The organism is Polynucleobacter sp. AP-Nickl1-40-C4 (assembly GCF_035012665.1).
Taxonomy (GTDB): Bacteria; Pseudomonadota; Gammaproteobacteria; order Burkholderiales; family Burkholderiaceae; genus Polynucleobacter.
In genome coordinates this window covers 47,359-70,591 of sequence record NZ_JAYGQR010000004.1, presented here as the reverse complement: position 1 = coordinate 70,591, position 23,233 = coordinate 47,359, and the positions used below count along the sequence as shown (strand labels likewise).

At 45.8% G+C, this 23,233-nt stretch carries 30 protein-coding genes; 13 read left to right on the top strand and 17 right to left on the bottom strand.

Annotation, left to right across the window (positions count from 1 at the left end; translation table 11 throughout):
* Nucleotide 1: 1 nt before the first annotated feature.
* Entirely contained in the window at nucleotides 2-1,627 is a 1,626-nt protein-coding gene (locus tag VC182_RS06040; protein WP_323484825.1) for a TolC family protein, read from the bottom strand.
* 120 nt (nucleotides 1,628-1,747) lie between these two features.
* On the opposite strand from VC182_RS06040, the gene VC182_RS06035 reads away from it, so the two are divergent.
* The 3 genes from VC182_RS06035 to trmB are packed head-to-tail and all read left to right on the top strand — an operon-like array spanning nucleotide 1,748 to nucleotide 3,873.
* Nucleotides 1,748-2,593 carry an undecaprenyl-diphosphate phosphatase gene (locus VC182_RS06035; RefSeq protein WP_323484824.1) on the top strand — a complete coding sequence of 282 codons (846 nt, stop codon included), beginning with the start codon at nucleotides 1,748-1,750 and terminating at the stop codon, nucleotides 2,591-2,593.
* 39 nt (nucleotides 2,594-2,632) lie between these two features.
* Nucleotides 2,633-3,097: a DUF2721 domain-containing protein gene (locus VC182_RS06030; RefSeq protein WP_072583314.1), complete on the top strand. Its 465-nt coding sequence runs from the start codon at nucleotides 2,633-2,635 to the stop codon at nucleotides 3,095-3,097.
* Nucleotides 3,094-3,873, top strand: coding sequence for a tRNA (guanosine(46)-N7)-methyltransferase TrmB (trmB, locus tag VC182_RS06025; RefSeq protein WP_323484823.1), 780 nt, complete (start codon nucleotides 3,094-3,096; stop codon nucleotides 3,871-3,873). The genes VC182_RS06030 and trmB overlap by 4 nt, the downstream gene beginning before the upstream one ends.
* Before the next feature lie 8 nt (nucleotides 3,874-3,881).
* Here trmB and VC182_RS06020 read toward each other — a convergent pair whose 3' ends face one another.
* The 4 genes from VC182_RS06020 to ribBA all read right to left on the bottom strand — a co-directional run bounded on the left by VC182_RS06020 (nucleotide 3,882) and on the right by ribBA (nucleotide 7,660).
* Nucleotides 3,882-5,354: an NAD-dependent succinate-semialdehyde dehydrogenase gene (locus VC182_RS06020; protein ID WP_323484822.1), complete on the bottom strand. Its 1,473-nt coding sequence runs from the start codon at nucleotides 5,352-5,354 to the stop codon at nucleotides 3,882-3,884.
* A gap of 95 nt (nucleotides 5,355-5,449) precedes the next feature.
* Complete coding sequence (gene nusB / locus VC182_RS06015; protein ID WP_323484821.1) at nucleotides 5,450-5,974, bottom strand: transcription antitermination factor NusB; 525 nt, start codon at nucleotides 5,972-5,974, stop codon at nucleotides 5,450-5,452.
* A 5-nt stretch (nucleotides 5,975-5,979) separates the two neighbouring features.
* Nucleotides 5,980-6,495: a 6,7-dimethyl-8-ribityllumazine synthase gene (ribH, locus tag VC182_RS06010; RefSeq protein WP_072583310.1), complete on the bottom strand. Its 516-nt coding sequence runs from the start codon at nucleotides 6,493-6,495 to the stop codon at nucleotides 5,980-5,982.
* A 34-nt stretch (nucleotides 6,496-6,529) separates the two neighbouring features.
* On the bottom strand, nucleotides 6,530-7,660 hold the full coding sequence (ribBA, locus tag VC182_RS06005; RefSeq protein ID WP_216242710.1) for a bifunctional 3,4-dihydroxy-2-butanone-4-phosphate synthase/GTP cyclohydrolase II: 1,131 nt from the start codon (nucleotides 7,658-7,660) through the stop codon (nucleotides 6,530-6,532).
* Nucleotides 7,661-8,034: 374 nt separating this feature from the next.
* Between ribBA and VC182_RS06000 the strand changes: the two genes are divergently transcribed.
* The 5 genes from VC182_RS06000 to VC182_RS05980 are packed head-to-tail and all read left to right on the top strand — an operon-like array spanning nucleotide 8,035 to nucleotide 11,336.
* Nucleotides 8,035-8,700 (top strand): hypothetical protein, encoded by a 666-nt coding sequence (locus tag VC182_RS06000; protein ID WP_323484820.1) that lies wholly within the window; start codon nucleotides 8,035-8,037, stop codon nucleotides 8,698-8,700.
* Complete coding sequence (locus VC182_RS05995; RefSeq protein ID WP_216121634.1) at nucleotides 8,697-9,026, top strand: hypothetical protein; 330 nt, start codon at nucleotides 8,697-8,699, stop codon at nucleotides 9,024-9,026. Before VC182_RS06000 ends, VC182_RS05995 begins: the two co-directional genes overlap by 4 nt.
* 7 nt (nucleotides 9,027-9,033) lie before the next feature.
* A complete protein-coding gene (locus VC182_RS05990; protein WP_323484819.1) occupies nucleotides 9,034-9,579 on the top strand; it encodes a GspH/FimT family pseudopilin in 546 nt (181 codons plus the stop codon).
* Between the two features lie 17 nt (nucleotides 9,580-9,596).
* Nucleotides 9,597-10,712, top strand: a complete 1,116-nt coding sequence (ribD, locus tag VC182_RS05985) for a bifunctional diaminohydroxyphosphoribosylaminopyrimidine deaminase/5-amino-6-(5-phosphoribosylamino)uracil reductase RibD (protein WP_323484818.1) — start codon at nucleotides 9,597-9,599, stop codon at nucleotides 10,710-10,712.
* Between the two features lie 9 nt (nucleotides 10,713-10,721).
* Complete coding sequence (locus tag VC182_RS05980) at nucleotides 10,722-11,336, top strand: riboflavin synthase (RefSeq protein WP_323484817.1); 615 nt, start codon at nucleotides 10,722-10,724, stop codon at nucleotides 11,334-11,336.
* Nucleotides 11,337-11,554: 218 nt separating this feature from the next.
* Here VC182_RS05980 and queC read toward each other — a convergent pair whose 3' ends face one another.
* The 7 genes from queC to tolQ all read right to left on the bottom strand — a co-directional run bounded on the left by queC (nucleotide 11,555) and on the right by tolQ (nucleotide 16,941).
* Nucleotides 11,555-12,298: a 7-cyano-7-deazaguanine synthase QueC gene (queC, locus tag VC182_RS05975; protein ID WP_323484816.1), complete on the bottom strand. Its 744-nt coding sequence runs from the start codon at nucleotides 12,296-12,298 to the stop codon at nucleotides 11,555-11,557.
* A gap of 10 nt (nucleotides 12,299-12,308) precedes the next feature.
* A complete protein-coding gene (ybgF, locus tag VC182_RS05970; protein WP_323484815.1) occupies nucleotides 12,309-13,040 on the bottom strand; it encodes a tol-pal system protein YbgF in 732 nt (243 codons plus the stop codon).
* Nucleotides 13,041-13,541, bottom strand: a complete 501-nt coding sequence (gene pal, locus VC182_RS05965) for a peptidoglycan-associated lipoprotein Pal (protein WP_216121639.1) — start codon at nucleotides 13,539-13,541, stop codon at nucleotides 13,041-13,043.
* 119 nt (nucleotides 13,542-13,660) lie between these two features.
* The gene (gene tolB, locus VC182_RS05960) at nucleotides 13,661-14,983 is read right to left on the bottom strand and encodes a Tol-Pal system beta propeller repeat protein TolB (RefSeq protein WP_323484814.1); all 1,323 of its coding nucleotides are present in this window, start codon (nucleotides 14,981-14,983) and stop codon (nucleotides 13,661-13,663) included.
* 3 nt (nucleotides 14,984-14,986) lie between these two features.
* Nucleotides 14,987-15,805, bottom strand: a complete 819-nt coding sequence (tolA, locus tag VC182_RS05955; RefSeq protein ID WP_323484813.1) for a cell envelope integrity protein TolA — start codon at nucleotides 15,803-15,805, stop codon at nucleotides 14,987-14,989.
* Between the two features lie 23 nt (nucleotides 15,806-15,828).
* A complete protein-coding gene (gene tolR, locus VC182_RS05950; RefSeq protein ID WP_072583297.1) occupies nucleotides 15,829-16,248 on the bottom strand; it encodes a protein TolR in 420 nt (139 codons plus the stop codon).
* 36 nt (nucleotides 16,249-16,284) lie between these two features.
* Nucleotides 16,285-16,941 carry a protein TolQ gene (gene tolQ, locus VC182_RS05945; RefSeq protein ID WP_323484812.1) on the bottom strand — a complete coding sequence of 219 codons (657 nt, stop codon included), beginning with the start codon at nucleotides 16,939-16,941 and terminating at the stop codon, nucleotides 16,285-16,287.
* Nucleotides 16,942-17,017: 76 nt separating this feature from the next.
* Here tolQ and glyA point away from each other — a divergent pair, with 76 nt between their 5' ends.
* The 5 genes from glyA to VC182_RS05920 all read left to right on the top strand — a co-directional run bounded on the left by glyA (nucleotide 17,018) and on the right by VC182_RS05920 (nucleotide 20,546).
* Nucleotides 17,018-18,262: a serine hydroxymethyltransferase gene (gene glyA / locus VC182_RS05940; protein ID WP_323484811.1), complete on the top strand. Its 1,245-nt coding sequence runs from the start codon at nucleotides 17,018-17,020 to the stop codon at nucleotides 18,260-18,262.
* A 32-nt stretch (nucleotides 18,263-18,294) separates the two neighbouring features.
* Nucleotides 18,295-18,741 carry a transcriptional regulator NrdR gene (gene nrdR / locus VC182_RS05935; protein ID WP_072583294.1) on the top strand — a complete coding sequence of 149 codons (447 nt, stop codon included), beginning with the start codon at nucleotides 18,295-18,297 and terminating at the stop codon, nucleotides 18,739-18,741.
* A gap of 45 nt (nucleotides 18,742-18,786) precedes the next feature.
* Complete coding sequence (gene galE, locus VC182_RS05930) at nucleotides 18,787-19,797, top strand: UDP-glucose 4-epimerase GalE (protein WP_323484810.1); 1,011 nt, start codon at nucleotides 18,787-18,789, stop codon at nucleotides 19,795-19,797.
* Between the two features lie 143 nt (nucleotides 19,798-19,940).
* Nucleotides 19,941-20,243 (top strand): type II toxin-antitoxin system RelE/ParE family toxin, encoded by a 303-nt coding sequence (locus VC182_RS05925; protein WP_323484809.1) that lies wholly within the window; start codon nucleotides 19,941-19,943, stop codon nucleotides 20,241-20,243.
* Nucleotides 20,244-20,546: an addiction module antidote protein gene (locus tag VC182_RS05920; RefSeq protein ID WP_072583291.1), complete on the top strand. Its 303-nt coding sequence runs from the start codon at nucleotides 20,244-20,246 to the stop codon at nucleotides 20,544-20,546.
* A gap of 112 nt (nucleotides 20,547-20,658) precedes the next feature.
* Here VC182_RS05920 and VC182_RS05915 read toward each other — a convergent pair whose 3' ends face one another.
* The 5 genes from VC182_RS05915 to VC182_RS05895 form a co-directional block, all read right to left on the bottom strand.
* On the bottom strand, nucleotides 20,659-20,976 hold the full coding sequence (locus VC182_RS05915) for a helix-turn-helix domain-containing protein (protein WP_323473416.1): 318 nt from the start codon (nucleotides 20,974-20,976) through the stop codon (nucleotides 20,659-20,661).
* Nucleotides 20,966-21,352, bottom strand: coding sequence for a type II toxin-antitoxin system RelE/ParE family toxin (locus VC182_RS05910; RefSeq protein ID WP_323473415.1), 387 nt, complete (start codon nucleotides 21,350-21,352; stop codon nucleotides 20,966-20,968). Before VC182_RS05910 ends, VC182_RS05915 begins: the two co-directional genes overlap by 11 nt.
* Nucleotides 21,353-21,451: 99 nt before the next feature.
* Nucleotides 21,452-22,117, bottom strand: a complete 666-nt coding sequence (gene adk, locus VC182_RS05905; RefSeq protein WP_323473414.1) for an adenylate kinase — start codon at nucleotides 22,115-22,117, stop codon at nucleotides 21,452-21,454.
* Between the two features lie 124 nt (nucleotides 22,118-22,241).
* A complete protein-coding gene (gene kdsB / locus VC182_RS05900) occupies nucleotides 22,242-23,006 on the bottom strand; it encodes a 3-deoxy-manno-octulosonate cytidylyltransferase (RefSeq protein ID WP_323484808.1) in 765 nt (254 codons plus the stop codon).
* A 20-nt stretch (nucleotides 23,007-23,026) separates the two neighbouring features.
* Nucleotides 23,027-23,206, bottom strand: coding sequence for a Trm112 family protein (locus VC182_RS05895; protein ID WP_072583288.1), 180 nt, complete (start codon nucleotides 23,204-23,206; stop codon nucleotides 23,027-23,029).
* Nucleotides 23,207-23,233: the final 27 nt, after the last annotated feature.

Sequence of the window (23,233 nt, the reverse complement as noted above, 5' to 3'; positions counted from 1 at the left end):
CTTAACGTAGCAAAGAATTAATCGCCAACAAATCCTCATCAGATAGGCTAGACGCACTTGCTTTGAGTTTGAGCGCATTTAAGACTGTGCTGTAGCGCGCTTGCTGCAGCAGGGAACGGGTAGTAAATAAGGTATCGACTGCAATTAATACGTCGATATTAATTAAAGTCCCAACTTGAAAGCCTAGTCGACTAGATTCCACTGCAGACTCTGAGGACCTCTCTGCCGCTTCATAGGCTTTAACGCTCGCCAGACCACCATAGAAGCCAGTGAATGCTGCGCGCGTATTTTGTGCTGCAGTACGTCTTGCATTGTCATAGTTGGCTTTAGCGGTATCTACTAGTGCAGCATTCTGTCTAATGACAGAGTTATTGAAGCCACCAGAAACCAATGGAATGCTCATTTGTAACGCAATAGTATTGTTATAGACGTTAGTTTGAGCTGGTGTGTAGCTATTCGGTGTGCCGTTTGAAGTGTTGTAGCCTGAAGTGCCCACTAAATTCAGTGAGGGATAGTTCAAAGCCTGGGCTGCGCGATAAGTGCTTTCGGCCAAGCTAACAGAAAGCTGACTTGCTAAGACTTTAAAGTTTGCGGCTTCCGTTTGATTAATCCAGTCATCTAAAGTTTGACCAGGCGGCAGTACTGGATTGACGTTATCAACAAGGGTGGCGCTTTTATTTTCTTTACTTTTGCTACGGGGATCTTTCAGAACACCATCAATTTTGGCTGCTTTCACTAAAGGCTTGAGTGCGCCAACTGGGTGCCCAACTAATTGCTCTAAAACCCCTTTTTTTACAACTAAATCTGCTTGCGCGGCAATCTCCTGTGAGACGGTGAGATCAAAGCTTGCTTGAGCTGTATTGACATCCACAATGGTTGCAAGGCCTGCATCAAACTTGGCTTGAGCAACATCTAACTGTTGCTTAATCAGGTCTTTCTTGTTGCGATAGAGTGCCACATTGTCTTGGCTTGTCAGCGCATCAAAGTAAGCTTGTGAAACTCTCAGAATTAAATCTTGCTGAGCTTGAAAGAAATCCATATCAGCAATCTTGGTATTCAGATCGCCTTGCTTAAAAGCCTCGAGTGCAGCTACGTTAAAAACAGGCTGGGTGAGAGTAACAGTGTAGCTCTTCTGGTCAAATACACGGGAGTTGCCTGCGCCTGTGGAGACTACTGTAGACCCAGCGCCATGCTGGTAGTACCGCGTACCACTAGGTGTTGCATTAGCTTGAGGTAGTAATAAAGAGAGGCCTTGCCAGAAGAGCTCTTTGCTCGCCTGATAGTTAAAGCGCGCAGCGTTTAAAACTGGATCGCTAAACGCGGCATCTTGATAAAGCTGAATGAGGTCATTGTATTGAGCATTGCTATTACCTGAATTGTTATTTCCAAGATAGGATGGGGTTGCACTATCAGGTAATGCAGTCTTATTAGGTGGTGGCGCTATCTGTGGTGGCTGCTCTAAGCCAATCAGGGTCGATGCACTCATTGGGGTGGGTAAGGCTGGTCTAGGGGCCGCGCTAGGGCTTTGCGCAAGGGCGTCGAATGACCAGGTGCCGAGACCGAGTGCTTGACTGAGGATCAAACCAAAGGCGGTAAGTCGAGAAAGTCTAAAGCGGGTTGGGGTCATGTAATTCGGATACTTTTTAATGTGCCATGCAGTTTAAGGCTAATTTATTCAAAATGCTCATTTAGACGCTATTTTGTCAAATACCCTGCGTTAGCTCTAGATACCTATAAAATTTGGACTATGGATCTAATTTTGTTACTAAAAGCAGTCATTCTGGGGGTAGTAGAGGGGCTAACGGAGTTTTTGCCGATCTCTAGTACTGGGCACCTGATTTTGGTTGGGGATTTGCTCAACTTTAATGATGATCGAGGCAAGGCTTTTGAGGTCATCATTCAGTTTGGCGCTATTTTGGCGGTTTGCTGGGAGTTTCGCCAGAAACTCATGAAAGTTGTCGCCTCGTTCTCGGGTAGCCCCATTGCCCGTCGCTTTATACTGAACTTATTAATCGCTTCTATTCCTGCAATGGGCTTGGGCTTCTTATTTGGCAAGCATATTAAGGCAGTGTTGTTTTCGCCGATTCCTGTAGCAAGCGCTTTTATTGTGGGGGCCTTAGTTATTTTTTGGGCTGAACGTCGTCAGCAAATTCGGACTGATGTATCTAGTCACATTAAATCAGTGGATGACCTTACTCCCTTGGATGCACTCAAAGTCGGCTTAGCGCAATGTGCGGCTTTGATTCCAGGAACGTCTCGCTCGGGCGCAACTATTATTGGCGGCATGTTATTTGGTTTGCCTCGCGCTGTTGCAACTGAGTTCTCATTCTTCTTGGCCATACCAGTGATTGGTGGCGCTACTGCTTATGAGTTGCTCAAGCTTTGGAAGGCGCCAGTAGCTTTCTCCGGTGAATTTACTCTAGCTACTATTGTTGGTTTCATTGCCGCCTTTCTCTCTGCATTTATCTGCGTTCGCTGGTTAATTCATTATGTAGCACACCATAATTTCATTCCATTTGCTTGGTATCGAATCGCTTTTGGCTTGTTAGTGTTATTGACTGCTTACAGTGGATTGATCGCTTGGTCTCACTGATCTAACCAATACCCCTCATCAAAGTTAAGGCATTTCAATATGGATGTATCAATAGACGCAATCACCAATAACATTCAGCTGGCACTAGCCCCTGTATTTTTGTTAACTGCCGTAGCAACTTTGATTAATGCGATTTCTGGACGCTTAGCTCGTTCAGTCGATCGTATGCGCGCGATTCGACATTCCATTAACCTGGGCGAGGTAACGGATGCGGCAATGCTGCAGCACATGCATAAAGAGGCTGATGAAGCTCAAATCCGGGGTCGACTTTGTACCGCCGCTATCTTTTTTGATGTTCTCAGCGGTGTTTTTATTTCCTTAACGGTTCTTGAATTATTTTTCTTTCAAGCGGGCGCGGTGCGTTCATTGCAGACAGCCTATGTCATTTGGACATTTGTACTAGGCCTCATCTTTTTTATGACCTCTTTATCCATTGTTCTAGCTGAGGTTGTTTATGCCTATCGCTCAGCAGGCTGGAATACGCCGAATGGCTTTGATAAATGAAGAGAACGGATAGAATTCGCTCATTCGTATTAAGGGCTGGAAGAACTACTGCTGGTCAGCAGCGCGCAATTGAAGAATTGGGACCCCAGTTTTTACTGCCTTATCAAGCATCTAATCTCAATTTAATTGAAGCATTTAACGGCTCAACTAAACCAAAGATATTGGAGATTGGCTTTGGTATGGGCGAGACCACCGCTAAGATTGCCGCCTTGAGAGCGGATGATGACTTTTTGGCGATCGAGGTTCATCCTCCTGGCGTAGGCGCCTTGCTGAAGCTCATAGGCGAAAACAATCTTACTAATCTCAGGCTCATACGCCATGATGCTGTTGAAGTTTTGGAGAATATGCTTGCGCCAGAATCGCTGGATGGTATTCATATTTACTTTGCAGATCCTTGGCATAAGAAGCGTCACCATAAGCGTCGTTTAATTCAGTCTGAATTTGTAAGACTTTTAGTCTCTAGATTAAAGCCGGGTGGCTATTTACATTTAGCTACCGATTGGCATAACTATGCCGAGCAAATGCTCTTGGTTCTGAATGCCGAAACTACTTTGCAAAATACTTCCAGTGAATTGATGAAAGTAGAAACTTTCACCGCTGAGGATATTGCTAAGCCTGGTGAGGTTTGTAATGAATTTAAGCCTACCCTAGAACAGCTCAATGCCGAGCATCAGGGTTATGTCGTGCGCCCAGACTATCGCCCAGTGACGAAGTTTGAAAACCGTGGCATCAAGCTAGGCCACGGTGTTTGGGATCTGGTCTACAAGAAAAAATAAAAGTAAATTTACAAACCTACGCAGACGTATTTCATCTCGAGGTATTCATCCATTCCGTAGACGCTACCTTCACGCCCTAGGCCTGACTGCTTGATGCCACCAAAGGGCGCTACCTCGTTAGAGATTAATCCAGTATTAACGCCCACCATGCCGTACTCCAAGGCCTCAGCTACTTTCCAGACGCGGCCAATGTCACGGCTATAGAAATACGATGCCAAACCAAACTGACTGCTATTGGCTAACTGGATGACCTCTTCATCGCTTTCAAAAGGAATGATTGGTGCTATCGGCCCAAAGGTCTCTTCATAGGTAATCAACATTTGGCTACTTACATTGGCCAGAATGGTCGGCTCATAAAAGTTCTTGCCTTCAATGGACTGTTTGCCACCAGTAACTAGCTTGGCACCTTTGCTAAGTGCATCAGCAACATGCTTTTGTACTTTCTCAAGAGCGGCGGTTTCAATCAGGGGGCCTTGAGTAATACCAGTCTCCATCCCATTGCCGACTTTAATAACAGCTAGTGCTTTAGCAAACTTTTCAACAAACTGATCATGTACTTTTTTATGAACATAAAAGCGATTTGCACAAACACAGGTCTGACCAGAATTTCTAAATTTAGAAGCCATGGCACCACTGACGGCGGCATCGATATCGGCATCTTCAAAGACAATAAACGGTGCATGCCCACCTAACTCCAGAGCAAGTTTTTTGACAGTTGGAGCACACTGTTCCATCAAAATGCGGCCGACTTCTGTGGATCCTGTGAACGATAGATGACGAACTGTAGGAGAGGAGCAAAGGGTTTTGCCAATCACAATCGATTGATTAGCATCGGCAGTCACAATATTAATCACCCCATCCGGAATGCCAGCACGTTTGGCAAGTTCAGCCAGAGCTAAAGCGGATAGCGGCGTCAATTCAGCAGGTTTGATGAGGATAGTGCAGCCCGCTGCTAATGCAGGTGCAATCTTGCGCGTAATCATCGCAATCGGGAAGTTCCAGGGAGTGATGGCTACGCAAACACCGATCGGTTGTTTGAGAACCATGAGACGCTTATCACTCCAGGTGGTTCCCAGAATAGAACCCTCTACGCGTTTCGCTTCTTCAGCAAACCACTCTACAAATGAAGCGCCATAAACAACTTCACCAGCAGCTTCAGCTAGAGGCTTTCCTTGCTCGAGCGTCATGAGCTTTGCAAGATCTTGTGTATTTTCAATAATGAGGTCAAACCACTTGCGCATAATATGTGCGCGTTCTTTGGCTAATTTGCTGCGCCATGCAGGCAGTGCTTTTTCAGCTGCGGCGATAGCGAGCTCAGCATCTTTGGTTTCTAGATTGGCTACCGCAGCAATAATCTCATCGGTGGCTGGATTAGAAACGGCAAAGGTATTTTTAGAGCTAATCCATTGGCCATCAATAAAAGCTTCTTCTTTAAAAAGGCTTGAATCTTGTAATTGGCTACGAATGTCTACTTTTTGCATGATGTTTGACCTTGGTATAGATGTAAATCATTTTATCCCTCAATAAATAAAATAGCCCCCAAGCTTTTAGGGCCTAGAGGCTGGATTCCTTGCTGCTAGTTAGGGGGTGTGTAGCCTGCCTGAGTCTCGGCAGTGCGAAGCTTCTGGGCAAGTAGATCAAGAACGCCATTGACATACTTATGGCCATCAGTACCGCCAAAGGTTTTAGCAAGTTCAACCGCTTCATTGATGGCCACTTTGTAAGGTACCGAAAGATCGATAGCTAGCTCATAAGCGCCAATGAGTAATGCTGCATGCTCCACTGGAGAAAGTTCGTTAATTGGGCGATCTAATGCTGGGGTAATAATCGCCTCCAGCTCATCGGTACGAGCCAGTACGCCATCAAAAATACCTTGGAAGAGATCAAGTTGGCAGCGACGGAATGCGGGGTCTTCCGCAAGCTGCTTGGCAATGGAGGCGCCATTAGGGATGCTGCCAGCACGACGCATGACTAGGCTTTGATAAACACCCTGGAGGGCGTATTCACGAGCGCGACGACGTGGTGTCAGTGAGCGCTTTGGAGCAGGCTTTACTTCCTTGGCGGCTTGAGGGTTTAGTGGATTTTGGCTAGATGTAGACATGCGAATTATTCTTCTTCACTCGAGTTAATTTCGATATCAATATCAGGAGTTAATGCCAAGGCTAAATTTGCCATCTCCACTACTGCTTGAGCACATTCTGCGCCTTTTACCTGAACACGAGCAAGAGCTTGCTCATCAGTGTCGCAAGTGAGCACACCATTGGCGATTGGTAATCCAGAGTCAATCGAGATACGAGTGATGCCAGAAGCAGATTCATTGGAGACTAATTCGAAGTGATAGGTCTCACCGCGAATGACTGCGCCTAGGGCAACTAAGCCATCAAATTCACCAGTCTCGGCCATTTTTTGGAGGGCAAATGGAATCTCTAGCGCGCCAGGAACAGTCACCAATTTGATATCTGCTTGGGAAACCCCAAGAGAAATTAATTCATTGATACAGGAATTGGTTAGGGCAACGCAATGATCTTCATTAAAGCGTGCTTGCACAACACCGATACGGAGATCTTGACCATTGAGATCAGCTTCTAGTACGCCTACAAAATCATTAGTGGAACTCGTCATATCAATCTTTAAAATATTCAGGCTTTAATGGAATTTAAGAAGTGTACGGCTTGTAACCTGTAACCTCGAGCTTATAACCAGAAAGGCTAGGCACAGGACTTGGGTTGGCAAGCAAGCGCATTTTGCCAACACCAATATCTTTCAATATTTGGGCGCCAATACCGTAGCTTCTGAAATCAGTTTTTCTAGCCAACGGCTTCTTGCTTTCTTCCTGCGATTGATTCAGTTTCTGAAATTGCGCTAACCAATCTTGATCATTAGGGGCTGCAATGCCAGAGGCATTGAGGAGCACGGCTACACCAGCCGGTGAAGCGGCAATTTGCTCTAAGGCCTTCGCTAGCGGCCATGAATGGTTGCTGACATTGGAGTCCAGGAAGTCTAAAACAGTGACTGGCTCATGCACGCGCACTAAGGTTTCTTGAGCTTCAGAAGGCTTGCCATGCACTAATGCAATATGAATGCATGAGCTAGGAGTATCACGATAAATAATGCCTTGGAATTTTCCCCAAGGGGTAATGAATTCACGAGTACCTTCTCGAACCACAATGCTTTCATGTTGGCTACGGTATTGAATGAGATCTGCAATGCTGCCAATTTTTAATTGATGCTCTTTCGCAAACTCTAGAAGATCTGGAAGACGTGCCATGCTGCCATCGTCTTTCATGATTTCACAAATTACGGAAGTCGCTGAGCATCCAGCCATTGCTGCCAAGTCGCAACCCGCTTCAGTATGTCCTGAGCGTATAAGTACACCCCCAGGCTGTGCCATCAGTGGAAAAATATGGCCAGGTTGTACTAAATCACTGGGCTTGGCATTTGATGCCACAGCAGTTTTAATGGTGAGCGCACGATCAGCCGCTGAGATGCCTGTAGTTACTCCGCTAGCTGCTTCGATAGAAACTGTGAAATTCGTTCCCATGGATGTGCCGTTATCCCGAACCATCAAAGGTAGGTTGAGTTGTTGGCAGCGCTCGCGCGTCAAGGTTAAGCAAATCAATCCACGGCCGTGTTTTGCCATGAAATTCACAGCCTCAGCGGTGACATGATCGGCGGCTATGACTAAATCACCTTCGTTCTCACGATCTTCTTCATCGACGAGGATCACCATTTTGCCGGCGCGGAGCTCGGCAATGATTTCTTCGGTGGAGGCAAGGGTATTTGGCATAGCCCTCTATTTTAAGCTCAGGAGCCCTTTACAGTGCTGTCCTACCTCAATATCCCGTGTTTCTGACAGCAAGAGCCTTGGTTCGGAGTTTCAGTCCACAAGACTGCCTTTGAAAATGGGCGATGCCCCCTATAAAGCTCCTCAACCCCCAATGAGATCTAAAAATGGCCAGGGATTCATCTTGCTGGAGGTTCTGGTCGCAATGGCCCTGATTTTGGGAGTTTGGATGACATCGGCGGGCGTTTATCAGCGCCTCGCTTTAACTCTGACACAACAAGAAAGTAAAAGAGCTCAACTCAGAAAGGATTCGGATACTTTTGAAATACAAGAACACAGCAGGACCAATGGCAATCTACCCAAAAAAGCCCTAAGTAATGAGTCTGCTCGAATGTCTAGTCGGAATCGCTCTATGCGCACTTCTACTCAACCCTCTCTTAAAGACAAGCGCTGATTTGGTAATTAAGCAAATTGAGTATGAAAAATCACAAGCATTAATTTCAGAGGCGGATCGTGCATTTGAATTAATTGGCCGCGCGATTCGTATGGCTGGATATCGAAATATTCAAACCGCTCAAATCCCAATCCAAAAGTCAGGACAAAAAATAAGACAGCAAAAAAGCGATGATTCATTTCTTCGGGTTGAAAAAAGGTCGGGATTTCGTGGATCGGATTCATTGATCATTCGTCATGAATTATCCGCTGGTACAGATTTTGATTGCATTGGTAATGCACTTACTCAAGATCGCACAAAAAATAACTTAGCCATGCAAGGATTCTTGGTGGATTATCAGGCAGGTATTCCCAAAGGTAAGAAAGTCAATGGCGGTTCGCTAATTTGTCAGTCGCTCGATCGCCAGGGACGCATTCAAAACACCACCTTAATGAATGGGGTTAATAGTCTTTTAATAGAGGAGTTGAGCCCCTCTCAAGCCCAGCATTTATCGGCATCAAGGCTTTTTAAGATCAAGCTGCAAATGACTGACGGAGCCAAGCTCAATCTAGATCTTGAAAGAACTTTTTCGACGAGGAATCTCTTGTGATTTTAGCTTGGGTGATATCGCTACTCTTACTCTGTTCATCTCTCATTGCGTATTTAGAGAGGCTGAGTGCATTACGTATCGTAGAAGTAAAAACAATGGAAGTAGCTCAGAAACATTTTCTTGCTGCTGAAAAAGCAGTCATAGACTGCGAGAAAAATTTAACCACTCTTGCTAATTTGGAAGAGAATGTTTGCTTTGTTCAATCAGTCGGTAAAAACCGTTGGCTGATTTCGAGCAAAGAGAAGCCGGCGATTCAGATTGGTGTTGTGATTGATGCAACATCTGGCACAGTCACTCGCATAAACTGGCGACAAGTATTTGAATAACTGCAAGTTGGATTCGAAATCTGGATTTAGCCTCCTTGAATTAATGGCTGTGGTTTTACTCATTGCCATGGTTGCGATGATGACCATGCCTTTGTTGCAACAACAAATTGCCGCCCAAGAAATTGAGACTATTGCCAGAAGGTTTATTGCTCATGCCCACTTTGCTCGTCAGCAGGCCTTACATTTGGGTCAACCCGTCCACCTTGTGCCTATTTCTAGCGATCGGTGGGAGGCGGGTTGGGTGGTTAAAAGTGGCTGCATCGGAAAGCCGGCCAAACCGGATTGCATTGAAAAGCCCTGGTTTTCGCAGGGAAGTATTGACCCCGTTTACTTTAAGGGTGGAGGCAAGCAATTTATCGACCCCAATTCGGGCAAGAAGGGCATTCTGTTTAATGCTGCTGGTGCGGCAAAAACGGCTCAAGGCGGGTTTGTGGCCAATCGATTGATCCTGGGTCACAGCAGGGCTCCCGACTTGGAGCGCCAAATGATTTTGGGAAGTGGAGGGCGCTGGCGAATCTGTGACCCTGCTAGAGATGCAAAGCGCTGCCATTGAATGGTTTAATAGACCCTATGTACAGCGCAGTTGACCACCAGTTCATGAGCGAGGCAATAGCCGAGGCTCAAAAAGCACTTTATTTATCGAACCCTAATCCTAGAGTGGGTTGTGTCATTGTTAAAGATGGCAAAGTGATTGGTAAGGGCTTTACTCAGAAGGTAGGCAGCGCTCATGCTGAGGTGCAAGCCCTAGCGAACGCTAAATCACTCGGAAATGATCCTACGGGATCAACCATCTATGTCACGCTGGAACCCTGCAGTCATACCGGGCGAACCCCTCCGTGCGTTGATGCATTGATTGCTGCGAAACCTGCAGCCGTATTCGTGGCGATGTCTGATCCTAATCCCTTGGTTGCTGGTAAAGGCTTAGAACGCCTAACTGCTGCAGGAATCAAAGTGCACAGCGGACTAATGGAAGCAGAAGCACGGTCATTAAATCCAGGATTTATTTCACGAATGACGCGTAGCCTACCTTGGGTGCGCATGAAAATCGCTGCAAGCTTAGATGGCAAAACAGCTTTACCTGATGGCCGCAGTCAGTGGATCACTGGACCGCTAGCGAGAGCGGATGGCCATCATTGGCGTGCGCAAGCTTGTGCCATTGTGACTGGTGTAGGCACTGTTAAAGAAGATGATCCCACCCTGAATGTGCGAGATGTTCAAACTGAGCGTCAACCTTGGCGCATCATCGTAGATTCCAAATTAGAAACGCCGCCGGCAGCGAAGATTCTCAACAACATTGAGCAATCAGGCGTCATCATTGTTTGTGCCAGTTTGGACAGCCCTGAAATGCAACAAAAAGCGCAAGCATTTACTGAGCGCGGTATAGAAGTCATTGCTATGGCTAACCCATCTGGCAAAGTAGATCTGCCAAAACTATTCACGTATTTAGCTAAAGAGCGTGAGATGAATGAGATTCATATTGAATCGGGCTTTAAGCTCAATGGTTCTTTGCTCAGAGAAAACTGTGTAGATGAGCTACTGCTCTACTACGGCCCATTCTTGATGGGCGATGGTATTGGAATGGCTAATATTTCGCCCCTAAATTCCCTGAATGACAAAGAACAGTGGAAAGTCATTGATCACAGTCTCTTTGGCCCCGATCTTCGACTCCGCTTAATTAAGAACTAAAATCACCTCATGTTTACTGGAATCATTACTGCAGTTGGTCAAATTAAGAGCGCTCAAGCAAAGGGCGATGGCTTGCATTTAGTTGTTGAAGTTCCATCTGGCTATTTGGATGATGTTGCCTTGGGTGACAGCATTGCCATTCAAGGTGCTTGCATGACAGCTACCCAGTTAACCAGCAATTCTTTTGCCCTGGATATTTCTCGCGAGTCTCTGAATAAAACGATTGGTCTTGATAAGGTCGGTCCAGTCAACCTCGAAAAAGCCATGCGCTTAAATGATCGCCTGGGCGGACATTTAGTTAGCGGGCACGTAGATGGTGTTGGTAAAGTGGCGCATTTTGCTCAAGTGGCTAATGATGCTTATGGATCTTGGTTGTTACGCATCGAGGCGCCAAAAGAGTTGGCGCAATATTTGGCTTACAAAGGCTCGATTGTTGTGAATGGCGTATCGCTTACAGTCAATCAGACTGAAGACACGGCAACTGCTTGCATCATCAATATCAATATCATTCCCCACACCCTGGAAAACACTACGTTGGGTAATCTCAAGCAAGGTGATGCGGTGAATCTTGAGGTTGATCTCATCGCGCGCTATGTGGCGAGGATGCTCAACAAAAGTAGTTGAAGTGAGCTGATGAAGAAAATAGTTTTAATCCAAAATGAGTTTGAATATCAAGCTGTACTAATTGAGGCATCCGCTTTTTTTGATAATGAGCCTAGCCCAGGAAGTCAAGATGCAATTAGATTTGAGTCTTTACTGAAATCGATAGTGACTTACGAATCTAAAAATTATGCGATTAATTGACCTGATACAGGTCAGCCAGCCTTATAAATAAAAAGATCTTATTTATTCTTCTGATAGCGAGTAGGATCGCCCACATTGGCTTGCTTAAAGCCTGCCTGCCTTAGACGGCAAGACTCACATTCTCCACAAGCTTCACCTAAATCGTTGGCTTGATAGCAAGAGACTGTTTGCGAGTAATCAACGCCTAGAGTGCTACCCAGTTGGATGATTTCGCCTTTAGTCAGGCTGATAATGGGGGCGTGCACTCGAAAGCGATTTGCATCATTGATGGCTTCTACGCCTGCTTTAGTAGCTAGGTTGGCCATATGTTCAAAAGAGGCAACATATTCAGGGCGGCAGTCAGGGTAACCTGAGTAATCCACCGAATTAGCGCCATAGAAAATATCAAGACCACCCAATGACTCTGCCCAACCCAATGCAAGTGATAGCAGGATCGTATTGCGTGCTGGTACGTAGGTAACGGGGATTTCTTGATCTTTACCGGGCGTTGTTGGGACCGCAATCGAGGAGTCAGTTAAGGCAGAGCCCCCAAAGCGAGTGAGATCTAGGTTAACTACTTCGTGTCGTGCCACTCCAATTTGCTTGGCAATATGTTTCGCTGCTGCCAGCTCAGATGAATGACGCTGACCATATCCAACCGAAAGGGCATACGGCGTATAGCCCAGGTCTTTGGCAAGGGCTAGAACAGTAGTGGAGTCCAGTCCACCTGAAAATAGGATGACTGCTGGAGCACCCGGTTTACGGGGCGCCAGAGATTCGAATGCAGCAGAAAGCTTAGACATAAATGATTAATTACTTGGTGCTAGCAATGAGTTGCTGTGCATCTTTAGCGGCATCAGTGTCTGGATATTTAGCAATGATTTCGCTAAATGTTTTTTTAGCTGCTGCCTTATTGCCGCTTTCTAATTGCGAGTTTCCTAAGGTGACCATCGCAGCAGGAACGCGTGGATGATTCGGAAATTTCTTAATTAGGCTTTGTAGTTGGCTAATCGCACCGGCGTAATCTTTATTCGCATATTTGCTATTACCGCTCCAGTACAGAGCAAGTGGTAAGTAAGGGCTTTTAGGATATTTGGCGGCAAATACTGAAAATCCCTCATCAGCTTTTTTGAGACTGCCTGCTTGGAATGACTTTAAGGCGTCGTCGTAGGCTTTTTTCTCACCAGGTTGTACTGTTCCAGAAACGCCTTCAATCGTTACGGTGCGAGGCTCAAAATTACCTAAACGAGTATCGAGATCTTGGTAGTAAGTCTTCTGACTGGTACTAATGTCTTCGCCTTGTTTCTCAAGTTCTTCAACTTTGCCACGGAGCTCTGCATTCTCAGTTTTGAGTTTGTCGATTTGGCCCTGTAACTCAAGCTGGGTGGTGGCTAGAGACTTACGCAGATCCAGAATTGCCTTACGCGCTTCATCATCAGAGAAGAGCGCCCAGGCGCTATTAGATGCGCCTAAGCAAATGAGAGCAGCACTTAAACAAAACGCTCGTGAGAGCGTTTGTTTTACTGAGCATGAAAGTATCTTCATTTAGTTCGTGATGTAAACAATATCAGCGCGGCGATTTTCTGCCCAAGCTGCTTCGGTATCACCTTCTGCTTTTGGTTTTTCTTTACCAAAGCTCACCGCTTCCATTTGGTCGTCAGAAACGCCCATCAAGTTCAATGATTTACGTACAGCATCAGAACGACGTTGGCCAAGTGCCAAGTTGTATTCAGCTGTGCCGCGTTCATCGGTATTGCCTTGAATAATGATCTTCTGCTTTGGATTCGCTTTTAAGTAGCCTGCATGAGCAGACAACATTTTTTGGTATTTAGTCTGAACGGTGTATTCATCAAAGCCAAAGTAAACGCTTTTCTCAAAGAGTGGGCTGCTTGGATCATTCCACGGCTGTGAGCCAAATTTGCCACTGCCGCTACCATTGGCGCCATCAGTGTCATCTAGTTTGACGCTGGAGCATGCTGCCATCAAAAATGCTGTGGCACCGATCAAGGCGAATGTCGCTGCGCGACGTGCGATAGAAATCTTCATGAATTTTCCTTTTTCCTACGAGCTAAATCTATAAATGAATCAATAGACAATATTATGCCCCCAAGAACGTCAATAGTGACTATTTCAACCCCTAAAAGGGGGTTTAACGTAGTTAGGACCTAGTCCATGAATGGACCCCAGGAAGGCTGACGTACATCAGATCCTGGAATGCTCAACACCTGCTTGGAATTCCCGTCAACTGAGACAGCAGCAAGAACGCGTTTACCACCCACTTTGGTGGAGTAGAGAACATAGCGGCCATTGGCAGCAAAGGAAGGAGATTCATCACTGGTCCCGTCAGTAAGCGCCTGAGCATCACCAGTAGCTAAGTTCAGAATGTAGAGGCGGTATGCGCCACCAACGTTAGCAATGTAAGCTAAGTACTTGCCATCAGGTGAGATGCGAGGTGAGGTCACAAAACCTTGTTTGAAGGTAATCCGTTTTACGCCTTCAGCTTGTTCGCCATCAGCACTCATACGATAGATTTGTGGGTTACCACCGCGATCGCTGGTGAAATAGATATAGCGACCATCAGCAGAATATTGCGGCTCAGTATCAATCGTGTTGCCACGAGTTAAGCGATGTAAACCCGTGCCCTCGGCATTGATGCCGTAGATCTGAGTGTTGCCGTCTTTAGATAATGAGATGGCTAATTTCTTACCATCAGGTGACCAGGCTGGTGCACTGTTGTTGCCTTTTTGATTTGATAGAGAAATGCGACGACCAGTAGCAAGCTCGTGAACATAAATGACTGGCTTGCGGTCTTCAAAAGAAACGTACGCCACTTTCTTGCCATCAGGTGACCAGGATGGGGAAATGATGGGCTCAGCACTATTGAGTGCATTGCGAATATTTTGACCGTCAGCATCCGAGATCACCAGGCGATAGCGCTTGCCATCCTTGATGACGTAGGAGAGACGGGTGGAGAACACGCCACGCTCACCCAGTAATTTGAAGATGATGTCATCAGCAATTTTGTGGGCAACCGCACGCAGGTTATCGGCGCTTGAGTTGAGATTTAAGCCACCCAGACTTTGGGATTTACGAACATCAAACAGCTTGTAATGAATGTCAAACTGATTATTGCCAGTCTGCACGACTGATCCAACCACCAGTGCATCAGCACCGCGTGCTGCCCACGATTTGTAGTTAGGCGTACCATCATCACTCTCAACGGCATTACCATTTTCTGTATTTTTAAAATAACCGCTGCGCGCTAAATCTTGTCGAATGATTTCAGTAACGCTAGTGGGTAATTTATTCTCGTCTTTAAAACGCATTACCGCGATTGGGTAGAGCGATTGACCAACGCCTGTGATTTCAATATTCATCTGCGCTAGCGCAGGTGTTGCCATACTGACAAACACTGCAAAAATAATCAAGCCAAAAGAGTTCAGTTTTGATGCCAGTCTCTGTAGTTCTCTTTTCACTAATCGCAACATGCATTAATCCTTGGGTTTAAAAGTCAGTTTTACTTCGCGTTGTGGAATTTTGCCATTGTCGTCTTTCGGCAGACTTTCTGCGCGAGAGAGGGCAAGAAGTACTGCGCGATCCCAGCCAGCGTTGCCGCTAGAGGATTGAATACTAGTACTTAAAATAGCCCCGTCTGGAGCCAGGCTTACCAAAATGACTGCTGCAGGGTTGCCACTCACGGATTCAGGGTTAAAGACAATCAATGGCTTAACCTTTTTAATTACTTTATCAGTCCAGCCTGGAGGTGCATTACCTCCGCCGCCGACTCCACTGCCAACGGTTCCACCCCTACCACCTTCGGCACCAGCTGCTGCACGTAAACGCGCTAACTGATCTGCACGTGCTTTTTCTGCTGCGGCATTGGCTTTGGTTTCTGCCGGTGACTGTGCTTTAGGAGCTTCAGCCTTTTTCGGCGGCTCTTCCTTCTTCGGCTTTTCCTTCTCCTTGGGCGGAGGAGGTTTTATTGCTTTAGGAGTTTCTTTCACCTCTTTTTTAGGAGGCTCTTTCTCAACCTTCTTTTTCTTGATGGCGATATCGGCAGCTTCTTCTTTTATTTCGGTTTTGAGTTCCGGTTCAGGCGGTGCTTCAACCTGTGGAGCGGAATCCCAAAGCTCAACTTCAACACCAGAAGAGGTGGTGTTATTCCAGCTAATGCCAATCATTAGAAAGGCAAGCAATCCCAAATGGGCAATGAGTGAAAAAGTAAACGCGCGCTTAGTGCTTTCTTCTTTCGTAAAACGCCCTCGCTTAAACGGCGAAAATGATTGCTGAAAAGAAGGTGCGCTATTCATGAGCAGCTATGAAGGCCAGATTCTTACTGGGTCTTGACCGCAAGGCCAACGCGCTTCACGCCATTCTCTTTGAGCTTGGACATGACTTCCATCACTGTTTCATATTTGATGGATTTATCTGCGGCGATGACAATAGGTTGATCGGCAGACTTTTCTGCTTGTGATCTTGCAAAAGCACCGAGTTCAAATTTATTGAGTGTTTGAGTCGGATCACCATCTTTGCGCACGATGACATTCTCGTTGGCATCAATCGTTAAAAAGACTGGCGGTAGTGATTGCACTTTGGCGCCACCAACAGTGGGTAAGTTGACAACACCTGGATTGACCATTGGTGCAGTGACCATAAAGATCACGAGTAATACCAGCATTACGTCGATGTACGGAACGACGTTGATGTCAGACATTGCCCGACGTTTGTTTTTACGTAATGAAGATCCAGCCATAATTTTTTTCGCTTATCGGTTCACGCGTTATTTCAATTAACGCCCTGCAGTCTGACGCTGCAAGATATTGGTGAACTCTTCAATGAAAGTTTCAAAGCGAATGGAGAGGCGGTCTACATCAGTTGCTGCGCGGTTATAAGCAACCACTGCCGGAATCGCTGCGAACAAACCAATTGCTGTGGCGATTAACGCTTCTGCGATACCAGGAGCTACAGCAGAAAGAGTCGCGTTTTGCACATTAGCCAAACCGCGGAAGGAGTGCATGATGCCCCAAACCGTGCCAAAGAGGCCGATATACGGCGAGACTGAGCCAACGGATGCCAAGAAAGGTAGATTGGCTTCCAGGAGGTCCATTTCGCGTTGGTAGGTGGCTTTCATGGCGCGACGGGCGGCGTCAATCTCACGACCTTTTGCAAATTCTTGCATCCCAGCTTCGAAAATATGCTCTAGGACCGCGTCATTGCGGTTATTACGCTGGGCTGCCTCCAGGAGGGTATTGAGGTCGCCGCCAGCCCAAAAGTCGCGCTCAAAGCGCTCGGTATCCTGGCGGACCCCACGTAAAACAGCAGTTTTCTTGAAAATAATGGTCCAAGAGGCGATGGACATCCCTAGTAATAACAACATTACCAACTGTACTAATAGGCTGGCATTAAGGACTAGGGAGAGAAATGAGAGGTCTTGTGTAGGGGTCATGGTGGATTTTGTATGATGTAGGTTGATTTTACTAAGTTAATTCACTCAGCAATCCAACTTTTTCAGGATTATCACCATGTTTGACCGTCAAAACACCTTAGCCAAAACCGATCCCCAATTATGGGCAGCCATTCAGAACGAAAATAAGCGTCAGGAAGACCATATTGAGCTGATTGCTTCTGAGAACTACACCTCACCAGCGGTAATGGAGGCCCAAGGGTCTCAGTTGACCAATAAGTATGCCGAAGGTTATCCGGGCAAGCGTTATTACGGCGGTTGTGAGTTCGTGGACGTTGCTGAGCAATTGGCGATTGATCGTGTCAAAGCATTGTTTGGTGCTGAAGCGGCAAACGTACAACCCCATTGCGGAGCATCTGCTAACCAAGCAGTATTCTTGGCTTTCTTAAAACCAGGCGATACCTTCATGGGTATGAGTCTTGCTGAAGGTGGCCACTTGACCCACGGTATGGCGTTGAACATGAGCGGTAAATGGTTTAACCCAATTGCTTACGGTCTCGATAAAAATGAAGAGATTGATTACGAGCAAATGGAGCGTCTCGCTCGTGAGCACAAACCAAAATTGATTATTGCTGGGGCATCTGCTTACTCTTTAAAAATTGATTTCGAGCGCATCGGTAAATTAGCAAAAGAAGTGGGCGCGATTTTTATGGTCGACATGGCTCACTATGCTGGCTTAGTTGCAGCAGGTGTTTATCCAAACCCAGTACCGCATGCTGACATCGTTACTTCTACTACTCACAAGAGTTTGCGAGGTCCCCGTGGCGGCATCATCTTGATGAAGGCTGAGCACGAGAAAGCGATTAACTCTGCAGTGTTCCCAGGCTTACAGGGTGGTCCTTTGATGCATGTGATCGCAGGTAAAGCGGCAGCATTCAAAGAAGCGCAGGAGCCGGGCTTTATTGATTACCAAAAGCAAGTTGTAGCTAATGCAAAAGCACTTGCAGAGACTTTGATTGCGCGTGGCTTAAGAATTGTTTCTGGTGGAACAGATTCTCATTTGATGTTGGTAGATTTGCGCGCCAAGAAAATGACCGGCAAAGAAGCTGAGCGCGTTTTAGGTGAAGCGCACATTACTTGCAACAAAAACGGTATTCCAAACGATCCAGAAAAACCAATGGTGACCAGTGGTATTCGTTTAGGATCACCAGCGATGACTACCCGTGGATTTAAAGAAGCAGAAGCAAGACAAGTAGGTAACTTTATTGCGGATGTTTTGGATAACCCAAATGATCCTGAGAACATCGCTAAAGTGCGTGCTCAAGTTTCTGAGCTCACGAAGCGTTTCCCGGTTTACGGTTAAGCATTAATTAATCCAACCAAGAGAAGAGCTAATTGCGCTGTCCTTTCTGTCATAACGAAGATACCCAAGTTCTAGATACCCGGGTATCTGACGAGGGCGATACTATTCGTCGTCGTCGCCGTTGTGCCAAGTGCGATAAGCGCTTTACTACCTATGAGCGCGTTGAGTTGGCGCTCCCAGCCATCGTCAAGAAGAACGGCAGCAGAGTTGAATACAGTCACGACAAGCTGGCAAGTTCACTAAAGTTAGCCCTGCGTAAGCGCCCAGTATCTTCAGACTCCGTCGATGAATCCATTGCCCGCATTGAAGAAAAGCTCCTAAGCCTTGGCGAAAAAGAGATTCCGAGTGAGCGCGTAGGTGAGTTGGTGATGCGTGAACTCAAGCGTCTCGACAAAGTGGCTTACATCCGATTTGCTTCGGTCTATAGAAGCTTTGCGGATATCGAATCTTTCGAGAGTGCTCTAAAAGAATTGAAGTAGCCGATTTGGTGAGCAGTACTTACCACTGAAGATGCAATTAAAAATATGAAAAAAATTCTGGTCACTGGTGGCGCTGGTTATATCGGCTCTCATACCGTAGTTCAGCTATTGAATTCCGGTAAAGAGATTGTCATTCTGGATAACTTATCCAACAGTAGCTTGGGGGTCATCAAGCGCATAGAAGACTTAACTGGAAATGCAGTTGAGTTCATCGAGGGCGATATACGAGATAGAGCGCTAGTTAGAGCTACTTTTGAGCAGTATGCATTTGACTCGGTAATACATTTTGCAGGCCTGAAAGCAGTAGGTGAATCTGAAGCCTTCCCTCTGAAGTACTTTGATAACAACGTGTCGGGAAGTATTGTTTTATTTGAAGAGATGATGCGAGCCAATGTAAATCAATTGATCTTCTCCTCTTCTGCAACCGTATACGGAAATCCAGGATCGGTTTGTTATACCGAAGACACCCCTTTGTCGCCGATCAATGTCTACGGCAGAACCAAATTGATGGTTGAGGATATTTTGCGTGACCTACAAAAGGCTAACCCTGCTTTAAGAATTGCCTTGCTAAGATATTTCAACCCAGTGGGCGCTCATGAGTCGGGGCAGATTGGTGAAAATCCTTTTGGCAAACCAAATAACCTAATGCCCTTTATGACTCAGGTCGCCATTAGGGCTCAAGAAAAATTGATGGTGTATGGAAATGATTACCCAACCCCAGATGGAACGGGTTTAAGGGATTACATTCACGTCGAGGATTTGGCTGCAGGTCACCTGGCGGCTTTAAAAGCCTTAGAACAGAATGCGTCCATCACAGTAAACCTGGGAACCGGAAAACCTTATAGCGTTTTTGACATGATTAAGGCGTTTGAGGGAGCATCGGGAGTAAAGATTCCTTATGAGGTTGTTACTCGACGAGCTGGTGATCTATCTGAATACTACGCAGATCCAACGTTGGCTAAAAAAGTTTTAGGCTGGGAAGCCCAATTGGGGATTGATCGCATGTGCGCTGATTCTTGGCGATGGCAGAAAAATAATCCCAAGGGATATTCTTAATTTCAATAAAGCCTGAAGTTACAGGCTTTTTATTTGCCTATCCAACTTCACATTACCTTAGCCATCTAAATTTTTTAATGTTTTAAAGCAGCGCTCTTGGTAAGGTTTTGTGTATACTGTAACCGATTGATTACAATCTGAAGATGTATGAAATCAATAAAACAGTTGAATTTGAGGTCTGGCTAAACGCTATTCGCGACCCTTTAACTCGAGGTCGATTATTAGCAAGACTGCGTAGGGCCGCATTGGGAAATTTGGGTGATATAGCCCCAATAACTGATGCAAATGGAATTTGGGAGATGCGAGAGCATTTTGGTTCCGGTTGGCGGATGTATTACTTACGACGTGGGAAGGTAGTAATTGTGATGTTGGGCGGCGGTTATAAAACAACTCAAAAGGCTGATATTAAAAATGTTAAGAAGTTGCTTTTAACGATGGAGGATTGAATGAAAAATACAAAAAAAATAAAAATAAAAGATTTACCTAAATTTGATGTCGTGGATTACTTAAAAACTGAGGCAGATATCGCTGGATATTTAACTGCTGTGCTAGAGGATGGGGATCCTGCTTTATTTGTTGCAGCAATCGGCGACATTGCTAGGGCAAAAGGAATGACTGCTATTGCTAAAAAGAGTGGAGTAACCAGGGAGTCTCTTTATAGAGCCTTAAAAATTGAAGCGCGTCCACGGTTTGAGACGGTAGCCAGGGTAATACATGCCTTGGGTATGAAATTAAGTGTTCATGCATAAACAAGGACTGCAAGTGAACTGACCCCTTTGAGTTGGATTTAAAGTCCAACTTTTGTGGGTCAGTTCACTTGCAGTCTTTTTTTTCTGATGTAGATTGAATTACTTCCATTGGTCAGAGCACCACCTCCAAACCCTTTCTTTCAATCAGTGACAAGAGCTTCAAGGAAGGCCCGCTTGGGCTCTTATCCCCAGCTTCCCATTTTTGAACCGTCGAGAGGCTGGCATTGATTGTTACTGCAAATACTGCCTGGCTAAGACGCGTCTTAGCACGTAAGCGCTTAATGCGGGTGGGGGTCATGGGTTTTACGTCAAGATTATGGAGAGCTTCAAATTCCTCCAAACTCTTCTTTGTGATAACCCCCGCCTGATGCAAGCCAACAACCGTTTCTTGCATCTCCTGAATAATTCGACTTTTCTTATTATTTTTCATCGATCTTTAATTCCTCTAATTGGTTGGCATGTATAGCCGAATCTATTTCTCGGTCAGATAAATGAAGTAATCTTTTTGCAGTTTCTTGAAAAAATATCAGTTCATCATTGCTGATATTTGATTTTTCATTTTTTGCAAATCCAAACATTAAATACCATTGTTTTAAAAGTTTGGTAGCCACGATAATTCTGGCGCCGCCCCTTTTACCCATTCCAATAAGCTTTACCCGTTTTTTATAAACGTTACATCCAAGATCGGCATCAATGAGTCCCCTCTCCATCTCTTCGACTGCTTCTATCAAATGACGACTGTTTAGATTATTTTTAATTAACCATCGTGAAAAAGTTTTCGTTTTTAGGATGCGTTTTTTAGTCATTCAAAACTATACCACCAGGTGGTATAGAGATAATAACCCATATCTTGATAATGAAAAAGGGGCTGCCGTAGCAACCCCTTTATGGAAGGCATAAAAGTGTTATTTCAGACAGGCAAAAATCGAAGCAGTAATGTCTTCAACACTACCAGTGCCGCTTACCTTGCGATAAGCCGGTGCCTTTACCTTGTCTGCTGGATTACCTTGCGCAGCCCAAGAGGAGTAGTACTCCACCAATGGACGAGTCTGATCGTCATATACCTGCAAACGTTTGCGAACAGTTGCTTCTTTGTCGTCGTCACGCTGAATAAGATCATCGCCAGTCACATCATCTTTGCCTGCAACTTTGGGTGGGTTGTATTTGATGTGATAAGTACGGCCAGAGGCAGGGTGAACACGACGTCCACCCATGCGATCGATGATGGCATCAAATGGCACATCGATTTCTAAAACGTAATCAATCGGAACGCCAGCATCTTTCATGGCTTGTGCTTGAGGAATGGTTCTTGGAAAACCATCAAACAAATAGCCTTTGCTGCAATCAGGTTGAGTTAAGCGATCTTTAACGAGGCCGATGATGATGTCATCAGAAACGAGGCCGCCTGCATCCATAATTTTTTTGGCTGCAATACCGAGTTCAGTTCCTGCTTTCACAGCAGCGCGCAACATATCGCCAGTGGAAATTTGTGGAATTGCAAATTTTTCGCAAATAAACTGAGCTTGTGTGCCTTTTCCAGCACCTGGTGCACCGAGCAGAATCAACCGCATTGTTTTCCCCTTAGAAGAGCTGACATTGTCCCGTATTTTGTCGGGATCTTAGAAGCCTATTGCCTAGGATTATCCCCGAGAAGCTTAAAACTACTGAGGTTTTAGCTTTTGGTCTGAGGTTAGTCTAGGAACCAGCCAGTAACTGGCGCACTCTTTCGAGGTCTTCTGGGGTGTCGACCCCAGCAGGAGGAGCTTCTGAGGCGGTATGGACGGCTATGCGATAACCATTCCAGAGGGCGCGCAGCTGCTCTAGGGCTTCAGCCTGCTCTGGAGGTGCTGGTTCTAGACGAGTGTAGGCCTGTAAAAAGTCGGCTCGGTAGGCATAGATGCCCAAGTGGCGTAGATGCGCTATTTTTTGATTGGCTTGAGGGTCTCTCTCAAAGGGAATCGGCGCTCTGGAAAAGTAGAGCGCTTCACTGGAGCGATTAAGAACTACTTTCACCACATTGGGGTTGTTGATCTCTGTGACATCGGTAATCGGTACGGCAACTGTGGAGATAGCGCACCCCATATGTTCAGCTAAAGTTCTGGCAACTTGATTGATTAATTCAGGTGGTATGAGCGGCTCATCACCTTGCACATTCACAATCAATGCATTGCTAGGTAGCTTCAGTAGCTGGGCCACTTCAGCAATACGGTCGGTTCCGGTTGGATGATCTGCGCTAGTGAGTAAACACTCGATACGATGCTCATCGCATGCAGCTTGTATCTCTGGTGAATCGGTTGCCACTACAACGCTTTGTGCAAGCGATTGCTTAGCGCGTTCAGCCACGCGAATCACCATTGGTTTGCCACCAATATCAGCTAGAGGTTTTCTCGGTAAACGAGTGGATCCCAGTCGAGCCGGAATCACCACTAAAAAATCGGGAGCTTTAGGGGTAGCATTCATTGAGATTGAGCAGTCAATGCTTAAGCGATTTCATCAGCGCTAAGGCTGCGTGCTTCTTCAACCAGCATTACCGGCACATCATCCCGAATCGGGTAAGCCAAGCGATCGGCTTTGCAAATGAGCTCATGTTTCTCGGCGTTTAAATGCAATTGGCTTTTGCACAAAGGGCAAACCAAAATATTGAGCAGTCGTTTATCCATGATTTCTTTAATGGTGATCTAAATAGG